The organism is Cellulomonas palmilytica (genome assembly GCF_021590045.1).
Classification (GTDB): domain Bacteria; phylum Actinomycetota; class Actinomycetes; order Actinomycetales; family Cellulomonadaceae; genus Cellulomonas; species Cellulomonas palmilytica.
Window position 1 is genome coordinate 1,436,217 of the sequence record NZ_CP062221.1, and the last position, 17,466, is coordinate 1,453,682.

Annotated in this window: 12 protein-coding genes; 7 read left to right on the forward strand and 5 right to left on the reverse strand. The window is 74.4% G+C overall.

What is annotated here, in order from left to right:
- Positions 1 to 69: 69 nt before the first annotated feature.
- Complete coding sequence (locus F1D97_RS06740; RefSeq protein ID WP_236123096.1) at positions 70 to 1,587, reverse strand: right-handed parallel beta-helix repeat-containing protein; 1,518 nt, start codon at positions 1,585 to 1,587, stop codon at positions 70 to 72.
- Positions 1,588 to 2,018: 431 nt separating this feature from the next.
- Between F1D97_RS06740 and F1D97_RS06745 the strand changes: the two genes are divergently transcribed.
- Positions 2,019 to 3,548 carry a sugar transferase gene (locus F1D97_RS06745; protein WP_094181971.1) on the forward strand — a complete coding sequence of 510 codons (1,530 nt, stop codon included), beginning with the start codon at positions 2,019 to 2,021 and terminating at the stop codon, positions 3,546 to 3,548.
- Positions 3,549 to 3,567: 19 nt separating this feature from the next.
- Positions 3,568 to 5,664: an acyltransferase family protein gene (locus tag F1D97_RS06750; RefSeq protein WP_236123097.1), complete on the forward strand. Its 2,097-nt coding sequence runs from the start codon at positions 3,568 to 3,570 to the stop codon at positions 5,662 to 5,664.
- A 47-nt stretch (positions 5,665 to 5,711) separates the two neighbouring features.
- On the opposite strand, the gene F1D97_RS06755 is transcribed toward F1D97_RS06750, so the two are convergent.
- The 3 genes from F1D97_RS06755 to F1D97_RS06765 form a co-directional block, all read right to left on the reverse strand.
- Positions 5,712 to 7,214, reverse strand: coding sequence for a lipopolysaccharide biosynthesis protein (locus F1D97_RS06755; protein WP_236123098.1), 1,503 nt, complete (start codon positions 7,212 to 7,214; stop codon positions 5,712 to 5,714).
- A gap of 2 nt (positions 7,215 to 7,216) precedes the next feature.
- Positions 7,217 to 8,287: a polysaccharide pyruvyl transferase family protein gene (locus F1D97_RS06760; RefSeq protein WP_157732714.1), complete on the reverse strand. Its 1,071-nt coding sequence runs from the start codon at positions 8,285 to 8,287 to the stop codon at positions 7,217 to 7,219.
- A 66-nt stretch (positions 8,288 to 8,353) separates the two neighbouring features.
- A complete protein-coding gene (locus tag F1D97_RS06765; protein ID WP_236123099.1) occupies positions 8,354 to 10,513 on the reverse strand; it encodes a glycosyltransferase in 2,160 nt (719 codons plus the stop codon).
- Between the two features lie 166 nt (positions 10,514 to 10,679).
- Here F1D97_RS06765 and F1D97_RS06770 point away from each other — a divergent pair, with 166 nt between their 5' ends.
- The 5 genes from F1D97_RS06770 to F1D97_RS06790 all read left to right on the forward strand — a co-directional run bounded on the left by F1D97_RS06770 (position 10,680) and on the right by F1D97_RS06790 (position 15,345).
- A complete protein-coding gene (locus F1D97_RS06770; RefSeq protein WP_236123100.1) occupies positions 10,680 to 11,705 on the forward strand; it encodes a glycosyltransferase family protein in 1,026 nt (341 codons plus the stop codon).
- Positions 11,706 to 11,840: 135 nt separating this feature from the next.
- Positions 11,841 to 13,031, forward strand: a complete 1,191-nt coding sequence (locus tag F1D97_RS06775; RefSeq protein ID WP_236123101.1) for a DUF1972 domain-containing protein — start codon at positions 11,841 to 11,843, stop codon at positions 13,029 to 13,031.
- Positions 13,028 to 13,816 carry a CDP-alcohol phosphatidyltransferase family protein gene (locus tag F1D97_RS06780; protein ID WP_094181976.1) on the forward strand — a complete coding sequence of 263 codons (789 nt, stop codon included), beginning with the start codon at positions 13,028 to 13,030 and terminating at the stop codon, positions 13,814 to 13,816. The genes F1D97_RS06775 and F1D97_RS06780 overlap by 4 nt, the downstream gene beginning before the upstream one ends.
- On the forward strand, positions 13,813 to 14,766 hold the full coding sequence (locus F1D97_RS06785; RefSeq protein ID WP_236123102.1) for a glycosyltransferase family 2 protein: 954 nt from the start codon (positions 13,813 to 13,815) through the stop codon (positions 14,764 to 14,766). Before F1D97_RS06780 ends, F1D97_RS06785 begins: the two co-directional genes overlap by 4 nt.
- A gap of 132 nt (positions 14,767 to 14,898) precedes the next feature.
- Positions 14,899 to 15,345, forward strand: coding sequence for an adenylyltransferase/cytidyltransferase family protein (locus F1D97_RS06790; protein ID WP_236123103.1), 447 nt, complete (start codon positions 14,899 to 14,901; stop codon positions 15,343 to 15,345).
- A 119-nt stretch (positions 15,346 to 15,464) separates the two neighbouring features.
- Here the strand turns inward: F1D97_RS06790 and F1D97_RS06795 are convergent, their stop codons facing one another.
- Positions 15,465 to 17,258 carry a polysaccharide biosynthesis tyrosine autokinase gene (locus F1D97_RS06795; protein WP_317618965.1) on the reverse strand — a complete coding sequence of 598 codons (1,794 nt, stop codon included), beginning with the start codon at positions 17,256 to 17,258 and terminating at the stop codon, positions 15,465 to 15,467.
- Positions 17,259 to 17,466: the final 208 nt, after the last annotated feature.

Consider the following 17,466-nt stretch of genomic DNA (forward strand, 5'->3'; position numbering starts at 1 on the left):
ACGCGAGGGGACCGTCCCGGGTTTCCCCGGGACGGTCCCCTCGGCGTCAGCGGTCGACGGCCGCGCGGGTCAGCCCTTCTTCAGGGTGATGGCCGAGCCGTCCTCGTAGGTGTTCGAGGTGATGGTGCTCTTGCTCGTCGTCGTCGTCGGGGCGATGTACGCGCACCCCTTGCGGCTGTGCGAGCCGAACGTGTTGCCGCTCATCTGCAGGGCGATCGCGCCGCGACCGGACTCGGCCACGTTGACCGTGCAGGCGCCGTGGTCGAGGAAGTTGCGCTCGATGACCAGGCCGGTCACGGTGCCGAGGCCCTGCGTCACCATGATGGCCGCGTTGTACGCGCCCTCCATGCGGTTGCCGATCAGCGAGATGTTCGCGCCCTTGACGATCTGCACGTTGTCGTCGTGCGTCCCGTCGGAGTGGCTCGGGTCATTCTCGTAATGCAGCGTGTCGTGCAGCCAGGAAGCGGTCAGCTTCTTGTTGTCACCGTAGAAGTGCACATTGTCGATGACGTCGTGGATGTTCAGTCGCGTCGCGTCGATGGTGCCGCTGCCGCGCAGGCCGTCGACCAGCCAGTTCGGCGTGGAGTTGTACAGCTCCGAGTCGGAGATCTTCAGCGACCCCGTGGACTCCACGACGACCAGGCCGCGCGCCACGTCGGTGGCACGGCCGCGCACGATCGTGTTCTGGATGACGACGTCCTTGGCCTTGACCGTGACGAAGCCCCGGATGTCCATGCCGTTGACGACCGTGCCGGCCTTCGTGATCGTGAGGTCACCGTTGTGGACCTGGAGGTAGGTGCCGCGCGGGACGCCCGTGGTCGAGGCGCTCGGCACGTAGGTGCCGGGCTCGGGGGCGAGGGTCTTGTCGGCGCTCAGGTCGCGCGCGGCGTCGGTCGGGCCGGCCCACACGTCCGCGACCTGCGAGGTCACGGCGCCCGCCGTCGCGGGGGCGTACGTGGTGAACGCGACGCCGCCCGCGGTCTGCAGCGCGGCCGTCGAGTCGCTCGCGGTGAGCGTCCAGGCGTCGGGTTCCTGCGTGCCGGTCGGCCAGGCCTTGGCGGACACGACCGTGGGCGACGTGCCGGTCGCCTGGACGCGAACCTGCAGGTCAGCGGTGGGGTCGAGGCGCAGGCGCTCGGTCGTCGTGGCGATCGTCGAGGCGCTCGTGCCGTTCACCCGCAGCAGGCTGGGGACCACGGTGCCGTCCGTCTGGACCTTGAGCTTGAAGCGGTAGCCGGACGTCGTGTCCAGCGCGCGGGCGGTCGCGTACAGGTCCACGGTGCCGCTCTTCGGGAGCGCCGCGAGGCCGACCTGGGCCTGCAGCTCGGTGTCGGTCGACGACACGTCGAGGAAGGAGGACTGGTTGCCGCCCGTGCTGCCGAGCGCCGTGGTGGCGACGCCGCCCTCGGCCCGGAAGGCGGACGCCGCGGCGGAGTGCTCCCAGGCGCCGGACGACGCCTCGCCCCACCCGCTGGTGGTCTCGCGGTCGAACGTGTCGACGGCGTACGGCTGGGTCGACACGGCCTCGGACTCGGGGGCCGTGCTGTCGGGTGCGCCCCACGCCGAGGCGCTGGTGGTGCTCGTCACGACCATGCCGAGCGCGACGGCGGTCGCGGCACCGGCCGTCGCGAGAACGCGCCGGCGGGGATTCGATGAAGAAGTTGTGAATGCCGAGGTGGGGGACGGCGAGGGGGACGGGACGCGCGTGGAAATGGGCACAGAAATCTCCTGGGGGGATGCCTACTGCCGCGGTCCGGATCGGACCAGAGCGGGGGGGATGTGCTCTCCGCGGCCATTCCATGGTTACGCGTTGTTTGTCGGGACTTCTGGGGCGTAAGGACCAAGTCGGACGTGAGCCGAGCCACAATCCGCATTTCTGCGCTTTTTCACCCGCGCGCAATTCCGTGCGCACTCGGTCGAGTGACAGCGAACCGGGTGAAATCGGACGAACCGGTGTAGACAGGGACGGATCGCGCAGTAACCTCGCCGTACGCATGGGAACCCTGGGGGGGCTTGACATGACGCTGACGGCCGACCGTGGTGGACCTGACGTCTACGAGTCGTTCGACCGCCGCGCCCGTTCGCGCGAGCCGCGCCGGTCGTGGGCGTCGACGCGACCCTTCGAACCGCGCAGGACGCCGTTCAACGCCCCGACGGTCGTCGCACGGACCTGGGCGGTGCGCTCGCGGCGCTCGCGCGCCCTGCTCGTCGTGACCGACGCGCTGTCGGCGTCGCTCGTGGCGCTCGCGCTCACCGCGACGACCATCGGCGTCGAGGGGGCGACGCTCGCGTGGGCCGCGGCCGCCGGGGTCGTGCTGCCGGCCGCGATCGCGCTGACGCGCGGCTACGACGCCCGTCGGATCGGGGTCGGTGCGCAGGAGTTCCAGTCCGTCGTCACCGGCGGGCTGGCCGTGGCCGCGGCCGTGGTGGGCCTCGCCTTCACGTTCGAGCTGCCCGTCCCGCGCGCCGTGGTGTTCGCGGGCATCCCGAGCGCCGTCGCGTTCGCCTGCCTGCTGCGGTACGCCGCGCGCAAGCGGCTGCACCACCGGCGTCAGCACGGCCTGGACATGCGCCGCACGCTCGTCGTCGGGCGGCCCCAGGACGCGTCCCGCGCGACGTACGAGCTCCAGCAGACCGCCTACGAGGGCTACGACGTCGTCGGGCTCTGCCTGCCGTCCGTCGACGACCGCGCACCGCTCGTCGACGTCCCCGTGCTCGGGGCGGTCGCCGACATCGCGCAGGTCGTCTCCGACTACGCGATCGAGGTCGTCATCGTCACCAGCGGCACGCTGAGCGGGCCCGCCGCGCGCCGGCTCGGCTGGGCGCTCGACCGCGCGGGCGCCGAGATGGTGATGATGCCGGACCTCGTCGAGGTCAGCGGGCCGCGCCTGAGCGTGCGGCCCGTCGGGATCCTGCCGCTGCTCGAGGTGGAGGTGGCGCCGCCGCGACGGCGGATCGTCGCCAAGGCCGTGATGGACCGGATCCTGTCGCCGCTGTTCGCGCTCGCCGCCGCACCCGTCGTGCTGGTGCTCGCCGCAGCGGTCCGGCTCACCTCGGCCGGGCCCGCGTTCTACCGCAACACGCGGATCGGGGTCGACGGGCGCCCCTTCACCATGTGGAAGCTCCGCTCGATGTACGTCGACGCGGACGCCCGCCGGGCCGCGCTCGAGGCCTCCTCCGACGGCAACGGCGTGCTGTTCAAGATGCGCGACGACCCGCGCGTCACGCCGCTGGGCCGGTTCATGCGCAAGTACTCGCTCGACGAGCTCCCGCAGCTGTGGAACGTGCTGCGGGGCGACATGTCGCTCGTCGGCCCCCGACCGCCGCTGCCCGGCGAGGTCAGCGAGTACGAGGACGAGGTGCACCGCCGCCTGCGCGTCAAGCCGGGGCTCACGGGCCTGTGGCAGGTCAGCGGACGCTCCGACCTCGACTGGGCCGACTCGGTGCGTCTGGACCTGCGGTACGCCGACAACTGGTCGTTCGCGATGGACCTCATGATCCTGTGGAAGACCGCGCGCGCCGTGTTCCTCTCCACCGGCGCCTACTGAGGGCCGGACCGCAGTGGCCGTGACGGCGACGAGCAGCGCCCGCCTCGCCGAGCAGGAGCGCGCCGACGACGTGCCGACCGCGCAGCGCCTGCGCGGGTCGGCGAGCGAGATCCGCCCCGAGATCCAGGCGCTGCGCGCGGTCGCGGTGCTGCTCGTGCTCGCGTACCACGTCGCGCCCGCACGCCTGCCGGGCGGCTACATCGGCGTCGACGTCTTCTTCGTCATCTCCGGGTTCCTCATCACGGCGCACATCGTCAAGCCGCTGCGCCGCGGGACCTTCACGTTCCGCGGCTTCTACGCGCGCCGCGCGGTGCGCCTGCTGCCCGCGTCGCTGCTGGTCCTGGCGTTCACGCTCGCCGTCACGCTCGCCGTCGTGCCGCAGAGCCGGTGGCCGCAGTTCGGGCAGCAGATCGCCGCGAGCGCCCTCTACGTCGAGAACTGGGTGCTCGCCGGCAACGCGACGGACTACTCGGCCCCGGCCGCGAACGTCAGCCCGGTCCAGCACTTCTGGTCGCTGTCGGCCGAGGAGCAGTTCTACCTCGTGTGGCCGGCGCTCCTGCTGCTCGGGCTCCTGGTCTCGCGGCGCACCCGCTCGTGGCGCCTCGCGTTCGCTACCGTCCTCGTCCCGCTCGCGCTCGTCTCGCTCGCCTGGTCGGTGTACCGGACCGCGCAGGAGCCGTCGGCCGCGTACTTCGTCACGACGACGCGCGCGTGGGAGTTCGCCGCGGGCGGTCTGACCTGGTTGGTCGCCGACCGGCTCGGGCTCCTGCCCCGCGACCGCCGCGCGCTCGCGAGCTGGGCGGGGCTCGCGGTGATCGGCGCCTGCGCGCTGCTGTTCTCGGCGCGCACCCCGTTCCCGGGGTGGGTCGCCGGCATCCCGGTGGTGGCCGCGGCCGCCGTCCTGGCGGCCGGTCTGCCCGAGACCCGGTGGGGGCCCGCGCGGATCATGCGGTGGCGTCCGGTGCAGGTCGTCGGCGACATGTCGTACTCGCTGTACCTGTGGCACTGGCCGCTGATCGTCCTGCTGCCGTACGTGGTGTCGCAGGCGTCCGGCGCGAGGGGACGCGTGGCCGCCGTCGCGTTGGCCTTCCCGCTCGCGTACCTGACCCGCCGGTACGTCGAGGTGCCGCTCATGGAGCGCTACCGCCCCGGCTCGGGGTCCGCCCACGTACGGCCCGGGGTCATCGGGGTGGCCGTCGCGTGCGCCATGGCGCTCGTCGCCGTCCCGGCCCTCGCGGCCGACCGCACGGTCGAGCACCGGCGGGAGCAGGCATGGGCGGAGCTCGACGCGCGCGTCGCCGCGGCGGGGGACTGCTTCGGCGCGGCGGCGCTGGACGCGGACTGCGCGCCGGGCGGCGACGTCGTGCCGGACCCGGTCATCGCCGACCTGGACGACTTCGGCATCCTCAACCGCGGGTGCCAGGTGCGCAGCACCACCACCGAGGCCCGCACGTGCACGTTCGGCGACCCGTCGGGCGCCACGTCCGTGGCGCTCGTGGGTGACTCCCACGCCGCGCAGTGGGCGCCCGCGCTCGACCTCGTGGGCGAGGAGCGCGGCTGGAAGGTCACCACCTACCTGCGCTCGGGCTGCCCCGTGACGCAGACCCGCCCCGCGGGCCGGGGGACGTCGAACGAGGCGTGCGGCGTGTGGGAGCGCAACGTGCTGCGCGCGCTCGCCGAGGGCGACTTCGACGTGGTCGTGACCTCGGCCCTGGCGGGCACGGTCTACACCGAGGACCCGTCCGGTGTGCAGGGGTTCACCGACGCGTGGGCGCCGCTGCTCGAGGCGGGCTCGCAGGTCGTCGCGATCCGCGACAACCCCGACCCGACCCACGCCGGGATCCCGAGCACGCCCGTCTGCGTCGAGGAGCGCGGGCCGCTGGGGTGCGGCACGGACCCCGGTCGGAGCCTTCGCGCGGACCCGCTCGTCGAGGCCGTCTCGCAGACCCCGGGCGCGGACCTCGTGGACCTGACCGACCGGTTCTGCGTCGAGGACACGTGCCCGGCCGTCATCGGCGACGTCCTCGTCTACCACCAGGCGCAGCACGTCACGACGACGTACATGCGCTCGCTCGCGCCGAGCCTGGGAGCCGCGCTCGACGAGGTGCTCGACTGACGGGACCACTCGCCGACGAAAAAGGGGCTCGTCGGGCGGTGCGGCCGTCAGGCGGCCGGCGCGGGGGCGGCGCTGCGCGTCCCGCGCGCCGTGTGCACCACGGACGCGACCTCGCTCAGGTCCTTGCGCACCCGCGGCACCGTCAGGTACCAGAGCGCGAACGCAGCGCCGACGCCGACGAGCGCGAGCGCCAGCTGCGCCCACGCGCCCGTCACGAGCGTCGAGGCGGCCCAGCCGGCGAGCGCGCAGGAACCGAACATGACGACCGCGCGCGTGCCGCCCGAGAGCAGCGCGCGCAGCGGGACGGGCGTGTGACGGGCGACCCACCACAGCGACAGCGGCCACGCGAGCATCGGCGCGACCGCGTACCCCGCCGCGACGCCGACGACCCCCCAGATGCTCCCGACGAGCACGCACGTGATCCGGATCGACGCCGACACGAGCGTGTACCGCAGCAGGACGTTCGTCAGGCCCGTCGCGAGGTACACCCAGTAGCCGACGTACGCGAGCGTCTGGAACACGCCCGCGGCCGCGAGGAACCGGAGCAGTGGCTCGGCGCCGAGCCACTGCGGGCCCAGCAGGATCGAGGTCAGCGGGCCGGCGGCCGCGATGACGAACGCGAGCCCGGCGACGAGCGTGTACGCGAGCGCGAGCTGGCCACGCCGGACGAACTCACCGAACCGCTCGGGCTGGTCGCGCAGCCGGGACAGGACGGGCAGCGCGACGGTCGTCGAGGGCGCGCGCAGCTGCGTGAGCGGCTGCATGAGCAGCGTGAACGCGCGGTTGTAGACGCCCAGGGGCTGCGCGCCGAACCGCAGACCGATGGTGAGCGAGTCGACGTTGTTGCTCGCGTAACCCACGAGCTGGGTGCCCAGGAGGTTCCACCCGAACCGCACGAGCCCGGCCATCGGCTCGCCGCGTCGCGGGCGCCGGGGCAGCCAGCGCGCGGCGATCACCCCGCCCGCCGCGAGCGTCGCGGCGGTCATGACCTGCTGCCCGACGAGCGCCCACCACCCCGCGCCGGACACCGCGAGGACGATGCCCGCGACGAGGCCGAGCAGCGGGGAGGCCACGTCGACGGCCGCGAGCTGGGCGAAGCGCATGTGCCGTGTGAGGTGCGCCCGGTACTGCGTCGCCATGCCGTTGAGCAGGAACGTCAGGGCGAGCCCACGCGTGATCGGGACGAGGTCGGGCTCGTCGTACAGGGCCGCGACGAGCGGTGCGCACGCGAACGCGAGAACGCCGAGCAGCGCGCCGATCCCGGTGTTGAGCCAGAACAGGTTGTCGCGCTGCTGCCGGGTGAGGCGCTGCGCCTGGATCGCGGCGGACGACAGGCCGAAGTCCCGGAACAGGTCGCCGATGCCGACGACGGCGAGAGCCATGGCGACCAGGCCGTAGTCGTGCGGCGTGAGCAGGTGGGCGAGCACCACGACGCCGCCGACCTGCACGGCCATCCGGACGACCTGGCTGCCGACGGTCACGATCGCGCCGCGCGCGGCGCGCTTCCCGAGGGCCGGTCCGGCCTGCAGGACGTCGTCGTCGTCGGCCACGGTCAGGCCAGCTTGCGCAGCGCGGCCTCGGCCGGCAGCAGCGCCGTGAGCGCCGTCTCGCGCACCCGCGCGGCCTGCGCGGCGAGCGTCGGGTCCGCGACGAGCGCGAGCGCGGTGGCCGCCGGGTCCGGGTCCTCGCGCAGGTCGACCGTCGCGTGCCAGCCGAGCGCCTCGAGCAGCGGGGCGAACTTGCGCGAGTAGGCGAGCGGGACCGCGGGCGTGCCCACGGACAGCGCGTTGAGGCACGCGTGCATGCGGGACCCGAGGACGACGGTCGCGGACGCGACGACGCGCCGCACCTCGTCGAGGTCCTCGGGGACCACGGCCTCGAGGCCGCGCTCGGCCGCGAGCTCGCGCACCACGGGCACGTCGTCGTCGTGACCGCGGGACGCCAGGACGTGCGCGAGGAGCGTGACGCGGCGGCCCTGCGCCGTGAGCTCGTCGAGGATCGTGGTGACGGTCGTGCGGTAGCGGGTCGCGTCGACGTGCGGGCCGGGCTGCCACAGCAGGCCGGAGACGTTGAGGACGACGTCGCGGTCGCGCTCGACCTCGGGCACGGGCAGCGCGAACACGACGTCGGTCGTCAGGACGTCGACCTCGCGCCCGAGCGACGCGGCGGCCTGCGCGGAGAGGTGGTCGCGCGCCATGACGGTGGTCGCGCGTGCGAGGGACCGACGGGCGACGGCCCGCCCGGCGAGCGTCGAGAACGGCCCGATGGTCTGCGGCCCGAGCACGACGGGCACGCCGGAGCGGGTCGCGAGCTCGGCCATGAGCGACATCGTCGTGAGGCGCGGCAGGCCGTAGATGTCGGCGAAGCTGTCGCCCGAGCGCGTGTCGACCACCACGTCGTACCCGCTGATCCAGCGCCGCAGCCCGTGGTGCCCGGTCACGTGCTCGCGCACGAGCTGGCGCGGACCGCCGACGGGGACGGGCGCGACGCCGCGGCCCGAGCTCTGGAACTCGACCGTGACGTCGTCGAACGCCCGCCTCAGGAGTGCCGCGGTGCCGTGCGCCAGGGCGCGGACCCCCAGGTTGGGTGACCTGTCGTCGGCCCACAGGACCAGTGCTCGCACGTCTGTCTCACCTCTCGCCGGGCCCGGTACCGGGTCGAGGCCCCGGCGCCGTCGACCCGGACGAATCTACACAAAGGGTTCGAGCTCGCCGTCCGGCGTGCGGGTGAACTTGGGGGTGCTCGCGGGGTCGCCCACGGGGGTGGTCGCCGTGGTGCTCCCCGGGGTGCTCGCCCGGTTGGTCGCGTCCCCGGCGGTGCCGGTCACGGCCGCCACGACGTCGTCGGCGTAGCGCCGCAACGAGAACCGCTCGTGCGCGTCGTCCTCGCCCGTGGACGCGAGCGTGCGGCGGCGCTGCTCGTCGTGCAGCAGGGCCGCGACCGCGTCGGCGAGGGCGTGCGCGTCTCCGGGTGGGACGAGCAGGCCGGTGGTGCCGTCGCGGACCACCTCGGCCAGGCCCTGCACGTCGGACGCGACGAGCGGGCGGCGCGCGAGGAGCGCCTCGACGGCGGTGTTGCCGAACGGCTCCGCGCGCGAGGGGACGAGCACGACGTCCGCGGACGCCAGCAGGTCCCAGGTCGGGTGCACGTACCCGAGGAGCTCGACGCGCCCCGCGAGGTCCGGCTGCCGCGCGCGGGTCCGTAGCTCGTCCTCGAACCACTCGTAGCCCGCGAACGTCGTCCCCGCGACGGACAGCCGCACGTCCTCGCCCGCGGCCACGAGCAGCGCGACCGCCTCGAGCGCGACGTCCGTCCCCTTGCGGGGCGACAGCCGCCCGACGGAGACCAGGTGCCACGGTGCGCCCGGGGCGCGCTCGGCGTCCGTCGGGGCGTCGACGGGGCCGTCGGGCGGGCCGGCGACGCCGTTGTGCACGACGAGCGTGCGACGGGCCAGGCGCGGGACGGCGCGCACGAGCGCCTCGCGGGCCGCCGCGGAGTTCGCGACGACGGTCCGGGACGCGAGGACCGGCAGCGCGAGCGCGGTCGCGACCATGCGGTTGCCGTCCTCGGCCTCGTGCACGTGCGTGAGCGTCGGGACTCCCGCGAGGCGGCCCGCGGCCGCCCACACGGGGATGGTCACCGTGTTGACGTACAGCACGTCCGGCCGGTCGGAGCGCAGCCGGCGGGCCGCCCGGAGCGTCGCGGTGAGCGAGCCCCATAGCAGCCGCGGCAGGCGCGTGGGGGCGAGCTCGGACTTGCGCAGCACGGGGAAGCCCGCGATCCGCACCTGCGCGCCCGCGTCGACGACGAGCGGCACGAGCGGACCCTCGTGGGGGAGCACGACCGTCACGCGGTGCCCGCGCGCGGTGAGCGCGCGCAGCGACTCGAGCAGCTGGCGGTCGGAGCCGTACAGGTCCGGCGACGGGTGCGCCACGACCACGCGCAGCGGGCGCTCGGCCGCGGGCCGGCGTGCGCCGCGGCGCACGAACCGGGCACCCTCGAGCGTGCCGCGCAGCGCGGCGAGCACCGGTCCGGGCGACCGCAGCAGCTGGCGGCGCCCGCCGCGCAGGACGACGTCGCGCGCGTACCGCGGCGCCGAGCGCACCCACCGCCGCGCGAGCTCCGGCTCGAGGTTGCGCGCCGCGAACACCAGCCGGCCGCGGCAGTTGTGCCGGTAGTAGAGGTCGGACTTGCGGCGCGACCCGCCGTGCTCCTGCGTCCCGCCGACGTCGTGCACCGCGGTGGTGGGCGCGACGAGCAGGTGGCCGCCCGCGGCGGCGACGCGCACCGAGAGGTCGATGTCCTCCCAGTACATGAAGAAGTCCTCGCTGAACCCCCCGACCCGGTCCCACAGGTCGACGTGCACCGCGAGGCACGCGCCGGTGAGCCAGTCGGGCTCGTCGCCCACCAGCTCCGGCCGGGTGCGGGTCCGGCCGGTGGTCCGGTCGAGCAGGCCGCCCTGGGACCAGACGGAGCCGTCGGGGCGCAGCACGTGCGGCGCGACGAGCGCGTCGTGGTCGGCCCGGGCGAGGTCGAGCAGCTCGCGGGCGCCGGCGGGTGTGAGCGTCAGGTCGGGGTTGAGCACGAGGAACGCCGACGCACCCAGCGCGCGGGCGGCCTCGACGCCGCGGTTGACGCCCGCGCCGAACCCGTCGTTCGGCGCGGTGACGAGGTGCCAGCCGCGCTCGCGGGCGAGCCGGGAGACCGCGGCGCGTTCGTCGTCGTCGGAGAAGTTGTCCACGACGACGACCGTGGCCTCCAGGCCGTCCGTCGTCGCGGCCAGGTACGTCGCGAGGAGTGCGTGCGAACGGTGGTTCACGACGACGACCGCGTCGGTCACTGGGGGCACCTCCCGGCTCGTCGTCTGCGGGGTCGGTTCTGGAACCGCCCCCGGCCAGCGACCCTAGCGACCCCGGAGGGCCGGAGCGGGCCTCCGCGAGGGTGAACATCGGTACGATCCGGACACCGCCGGGGGACGACGACAGGGCGCGCGCACGCGCCGGGAGGGATGGACCGTGACCCGTCACGACGACCGTCCGCCCGTCGTCCTGCAGTCGTTCGGCGAGCCCCGTCCGTCGACGAACCCCCACATGACGCTGCTGCTGCAGGGGCTGCGCGAGCACCTCGACGTGCGGACGTTCAGCTGGCGCGAGGCGCTGCTCGGGCGGTACCACGTGCTGCACGTGCAGTGGCCGGAGGTCGTCGTCACCAAGTCGAGCGCGTGGCGCAGCGTGCTCGCGTCGGCCGCGTTCGTCGTGGTCCTCGCGCGCTGCGCGGTGCGGCGGACCGCCGTCGTGCGGACGCTGCACAACCTCGCGCCGCACGAGCGCCAGCCGTGGTGGGGCCGGGTCGCGTTGCGGGTGTGCGACCGGCGCACCACGTGGTGGGTGCGGCTCAACGACACGACGCCGGTGCCCGACGAGGCGCGCTCGTCGACCATCCCGCTCGCGGACTACGGCGACTGGTACGCGGCGCACCCGCTGCCCGCCGCCACGCCGGGCCGTGTGGCCTACGTCGGGCTGGTCCGGCCGTACAAGGGCGTGCTCGACCTGGTCCACGCGTTCCGCGGGCTCGACGACCCGGAGGCGAGCCTGCGGGTCGCCGGCAGGCCCGCCGGGCCGACGGCCGCCGACGAGATCGAGGCCGCCGCGGGCGACGACCCCCGCGTCGGCACCGAGCTGCGGCACCTCACCGACGCCGAGCTGGTCGCCGAGGTCGGTGCCGCGCAGCTCGTCGCGCTGCCGTACCGCGCGATGCACAACTCCGGTGCGGTGCTGCTGGCCCTCACGCTCGGTCGGCCCGTGCTCGTCCCGGCGAACGAGGTCACGGACGCGCTCGCGCGCGAGGTGGGGGCGTGGTGGGTCCAGCGGTTCGACGGGCCGCTGACCGCCGACGCGCTCGCGGCGGCGCTCAAGGCCACCGCGGACGGGCCGGTCGACGCCCCTGACCTGAGCCGACGCTCGTGGGCCGAGGTGGTCGAGCGGCACCGCGAGGTCTACGCGTCCGCGCTGCGCGCGGTGCGGCGACGCGCGATCAGGTGACACCGCGGCCGCCAGGGCCGCCACAGTGGTGAATCGTGACGACCAGCGGGCGAAAAACGGGTGGATTCGTACCGTTCGTCCGACTCCGGGGGCACACTCGACCCGTCTGTGAGGTCGATCCGAGGAGAGCGCCACGTGACATCCCATCGTCCCCACGTCGCACTGGTCGGCACGCGCGGTGTGCCGGCGCGCTACGGGGGCTTCGAGACCGCGGCGGAGGAGATCGGGCGCCGGCTGGTCGCGGCGGGACACCCCGTGACCGTCTACTGCCGGCCCGTCGCGGGTGAGCCGCGGCTCACCGAGCACCTCGGGATGCGGCTCGTGCACCTGCCCGCGCTGCGGCACCGCGCGCTCGAGACGCTCTCCCACACCGGGCTCTCGGTCGGCCACCTGCTCGGCCACCGGGCGGACGCGGTGATCCTGTTCAACGCCGCGAACGCGCCGTGGCTCCCGGTGCTCCGAGCCGCGCGGATGCCGGTCGCGACGCACGTCGACGGGCTCGAGTGGAAGCGCTCCAAGTGGTCGGGGACCGGCCGGCGGTACTACCGCAACGCCGAGGCGCTGGCCGTGCGCTGGTCGGACGCGCTCATCGCGGACGCGCAGGGCATCGCGGACTACTACCAGCGCGAGTTCGCGGCGCCCACCGAGATCATCGCGTACGGCGCACCCCGCCTCGGTGACGTCCCGGCGGACCGGCTCACCGAGCTGGGGCTCACGTCGGGCGGCTACCACCTGGTCGTCGCGCGGTTCGAGCCCGAGAACCACGTGGACGTCGCCGTCGAGGGCTACGTCGCGAGCGGGTGCCGCGAGCCCCTGGTGGTCGTCGGCTCCGCCCCGTACGCCGCGGAGTACACGCGCCGCGTCGAGTCGCTCGCGGACGACCGGGTCCGCCTGCTCGGGGGCGTGTGGGACCAGGAGCTGCTCGACACCCTGTACGCCCACGCACTCACGTACGTGCACGGCCACAGCGTCGGCGGCACCAACCCCTCGCTCCTGCGCGCGATCGGCGCGGGCACGGCGACCCTCGCGTTCGACGTCTCGTTCAACCGCGAGGTGCTCGGCGACGCCGGCCGCTACTTCACGACCCCCGCGGACGTCGCGCGCGAGCTCACCGCCGCCGAGCGGGACCCCGACGGGTGCCGCGACCGCGGCCGGGACCTCGCGCGCCGCGCGCTCGACTACGACTGGGACGACGTCGCCGCACGGTACTCGGACCTGGCCGTCCGGCTCGCGGAGCGTCGGGTACGGCGCCCCCGCGGGCTCGGCCGCCGGCGCCCGGCGCCCGAGCCGCAGCCGCTCGCGGCCGCCGCGGTGGAGGCGTCATGAGCCGCTACACCGATGCCCTCCGCGAGCTCAAGGACGCACAGAAGGCCGCGGCCCGGTCCGCGCCCGCCTACTCGCGCTTCGTCAACCGGCGCCTCGGCCGGTTCCTCGCCGCGGGTGCGCACGTCGCCGGGCTCAGCCCGAACCAGGTGACCGGCATCAGCGCGCTGTTCACGCTCGCGGGCATCGTCGGCCTCGCGACGCTCCCGCTCACGTGGGGCACGGGCGTGGCCGTCGCCGCCGCGCTCGTCCTCGGGTACGCGCTCGACTCCGCCGACGGCCAGGTCGCCCGGCTCCAGCGCCGCGGGTCGAGCGCCGGGGAGTGGCTCGACCACGTGGTCGACGCCGGCAAGTCCGTGATGCTCCCGCTCGGGCTGCTCGTCGGGCTGTGGCGCGCGCCCGACGTCGACGACCGGTGGCTCGCCGTCCCGCTCGTCTCCGCCGTGGTCACCAGCGTCCTGTTCTTCGCGATGATCCTCACCGAGCAGCTGCGCCGCGCCCGGGGCGTCCAGTCACGCGCACCCGAGGGCGGCCGCGGTGCGTCGCTGCGCTCCCTGCTCGTGCTGCCCATGGACTACGGCGTGCTGTGCTGGTCGTTCGTGCTGATCGGCGCGCTGCCCGTCTTCCTCGTGGCGTACACGCTCATCACCGCCGCGTCCGCGGCGTTCCTCGTGCTCGCGTGCGGCAAGTGGTACGCCGAGCTCAAGGCGCTCGACCAGGGCGCCCGGCCCGCGGTCACGCCGGACGCGGGTCCCGCCGCCGGCCGGGTGCAGGTGTCGACGCCGTGACCGAGACGAGCCAGCAGCTGGCCGAGCAGGACCGCACGCGCGCCCTCACGGTCGTCGTCGCGGTGCTCACCTACCGCCGCCCCGACGACCTCGCAGCCGTGCTCGAGTCGCTGCGCACGCAGGTCGGGTCCGTGGACGACGAGGTGAGCGTCCTCGTCGTCGACAACGACCCCGACGCGGGCGCGCGCGAGACGGTCGTGGGCCCGCACGTCCGCTACGTGCACGAGCCACGCCCGGGCATCGCCGCGGCACGCAACCGCGCGCTCGACGAGGTGGGGGACGCCGACGTGCTCGTCTTCCTCGACGACGACGAGCGACCCGTCGAGGACTGGCTCGCGCAGCTGCTCGCGACGCACCGCCGCACGGATGCGTGCGTCGTCGGCCCGGTCGTCTCGCGCTTCGAGGTCGAGCCCGACGCCTGGGTGCGAGCGGGCCGGTTCTTCGACCGCCGCCGACTGCGCACCGGGACGCCCGTCGTCGTCGCCGCGACCAACAACCTGCTGCTCGACCTGCCCCCCGTGCGGGCGTCCGGGGTCCGGTTCGACGAGGCGTTCGGCCTGAGCGGCGGCTCCGACACCCTGTTCACGCGCCGCCTGGTCGCCGCCGGCATCCCCATGGTGTGGTGCGACGAGGCGCTCGTGACCGACGAGGTCCCCGCCGCCCGGGCGACGCGCGCGTGGGTGCTGCACCGCGCGTCCCGCAGCGGGAACTCGGCCACGCGTTGCGACGTCGCGCTCGCGAGCGGCGCCGCCGGCCGGACCGTGGCCCGCGGCCGCGGGATCGCCCTCGGCTCGGCGCGCGTCCTCGCGGGCGGGGTCCGTGCGCTCGTCGGCACGCTCACACGCTCCCCGGAGCACCACGCGCGCGGTCTGCGGACCGTCGCGCGAGGTCGCGGCATGGTGACCGGTGCGTTCGGGCGGGTCGTCTACGACTATGCGCGGGGGACCTGACGTGCCCACCGCGAACCGTTTCTTCACCCGACCGACACCCTGTCGCCATGTCCGGAATGTCGGTAACGTCCGAGCGTCAGCCACCCACAACGGCGCGGGTCCGGGACGAATCATCGTGGAAGGGAAGTCTCGATGACCATTGGATACGCGCCGGGTGCCTACGACCTGTTCCACGTCGGGCACCTCAACCTGCTGCGGCACGCCGCGGCGCACTGCGACCGTCTCATCGCGGGGGTCGTGGACGACGACGTGCTGGAGCTGACCAAGGGCATCCGTCCGGTCGTCCCCGCGCACGAGCGGCTCGAGATCGTCCGCGCGCTGTCGATCGTGGACGAGGCCGTGATCGAGGACGTGCCGAGCAAGCTGGCGATGTGGGAGCGGCTCCGCTTCGACGTCATCTTCAAGGGCGACGACTGGCGTGGCACCGCCAAGGGGCGCGCGCTCGAGGAGCAGTTCGCGGCGGTCGGCGTCGAGGTCGCCTACTTCCCCTACACGATGCACACCTCGAGCACGGCGCTGCGCCGCGCCCTCGCGCTCCTCGAGCCCGAGGCGGCCACGCTCACCGAGGCGGTGCGCTGACCCGAGCGCCTTCACCGGTACCGACGCCCGGGTACCCCACGCGGGGACCCGGGCGTCGTCGTCGGTGCGGGAGTCGGTGCTGAAGTCCGTGCGGGAGTCGGTGCTGGAGTGGGTCTGTGTCACGCGTCGGCGCGGGAGTGCGCGCCCTCCGGCGACGTCCGTGACGGCTCCGGTGCCCGGGTGGGCTCCGACGATCGCGCGTGCGTGGGCTCCGGCTCCGGTTCCGGCGTCGGCAGGGGCGTGGGCTCGGGCGACGGTGCGCGCGTCGGCTCCGTCGTCTCCGTCGCGTCGGCGGTGGTCACCGGTGCACGGGTCTCCTCGGGGCCGGCGGCCCGCTCGTGGTCCGGCGCGGCAGGCGACCGGACGGACCCGACGTACGGTCGGGTCGGCTCGACGGACAGCCGGTCCAGCTCGAGCGACGGTCCGGCCGGTTCCACGGGCGGTCGGGTCGGGCCGACGGGCGCCCGGTCCGGCGTCTCGTCGTGCGCGTGGCGGGACGTCGCCGAGGTGACCGGCACGTCGGGGCGGCCGCCCCGACGCCGGGGACGACGAGGCGGGGCCAGACGGCGGCCGGTCGGTTCCATGTACCCGTACGACGTCGCTCGCCGTCGGCGCTGCGCGCCGTTGAGCACCACGCCGAGGCAGGCCGCACCGAGCGCGTCGAGCTCGTCGAGCGACTCGGCGAGCTCGCGCCTGCTCACCTTGCGCGCGCGTGCGACGAGGATCGCGCCGCTCGTGCGGCGCGCGAGGACAGCGCCGTCCGACACGGCGAGCAGGGGCGAGGTGTCGACGATGACCATGTCGTACGCCTCCTGCGCGTGCGCGAGCAGGTCCGCGAACGCCGTGGAGTCGATCAGCTGCGTCGGGTTCGGCGGGACCGGACCGGACGGCAGGACGTGCAGGTTCTCGAGCCGCCACTGCTGGGTGACCTGCTCGAGCGTGGCCCGCCGCGCGAGGATCGTCGTGAGACCGACCGCCGACTCGATCCCGAGCACGTTGGCGATGTTGGGTCGGCGCAGGTCCGCGTCGATCAGCAGGACGCGCCGGCCGGTGTCGGCGAGCGCGAGCGCGAGGCTCACGGAGACCGTCGACTTCCCCTCGCCGGGGAGGGTCGAGGTCACGACGAACCCGCGGACCGGTTCGGTCGAGTCGAGGAAGTCGAGGTTCGCGCGCACGCGCCGGTAGCCCTCGGCGAGCGCACTGCGGGGCTGGTCGAGCACGGAGCCGGGACCGTCGCGGGTCACGGCCCGGTCGTGCGGGACCTCACCGAGGACGACGCGGCCGTCCGGCAGGTCGCGCGTCGTGCGCACGCGGGTGTCGAGCCGCACCCACGCGAGCGCGACGAGCACGCCGAGCCCGAGCCCGACGGCACCGCCGGTCGCGACGAGCAGCTTGGTGTTGGGGGCGAACGGCGCCGCCGCGGGGGTCGCGGGGCCCACGAGCGTGATCTGCACGGTCGCCTGGCCCTCGGCCGAGGTGGGTGTGAGCTGCTCGACCGCCGTGGCGAGCTGCCCGGCGACCGCGTTCGCGATGTCCGCGGCGCGCGTCGCGCTGCGGCTCGTCGCCGAGATCTCGATGATCATCGAGTCCATGGGGGCCTCGGCCGAGACCACGGCCGCGAGCTGGCGGGAGGTGACCGTCAGCCCGAGGTCCTGGATCACGGGCTCGAGCACGAGCGGCACCGTCGTCAGCTGGACGTACGACTCGACAAGGTTGCGGGTGTACGTCGAGCCCTGCACGAGCTCGGTGACGTCGCTGCCCTGCGCGAGGGAGACCCAGACCTTGGCGGTCGACCGGTAGAGGGGAGTGGCGCCCGACGCCTGCACGTACCCGAGACCGGCACCGAGGACGGCGAGCAGCGCGACCGCCCACCAGCGCTTGCGCAGCGCGGTCAGGTAGTCGCCGATCTCCATGACTCTCCTTCGTGGTGCTGCCGACCCCCGGAACGGTAGGTGGTGATCCGGACAATTCTCGCACCCACGGGGAAATTCACCCGGATGCGGACCGGGCGAACTCGGTCCGGGTGACCCCCCGTCGTCTCTACACTGACCCGAGCCCTGGCGCCGTCGGGGACCCGGTCGGCTGTCGTTCGGATCCTGGGGGTGTGTCGTGACGGAGGCT

Bases quoted from the DNA above. Each gene is read 5' to 3' on its own strand.
- F1D97_RS06745 (WP_094181971.1), top strand. From the start codon at position 2,019: ATGACGCTGACGGCCGACCGTGGTGGACCTGACGTCTACGAGTCGTTC.
- F1D97_RS06780 (WP_094181976.1), top strand. From the start codon at position 13,028: ATGAGCCGCTACACCGATGCCCTCCGCGAGCTCAAGGACGCACAGAAG.
- F1D97_RS06790 (WP_236123103.1), top strand. From the start codon at position 14,899: ATGACCATTGGATACGCGCCGGGTGCCTACGACCTGTTCCACGTCGGG.
- F1D97_RS06795 (WP_317618965.1), bottom strand. From the start codon at position 17,258: ATGGAGATCGGCGACTACCTGACCGCGCTGCGCAAGCGCTGGTGGGCG.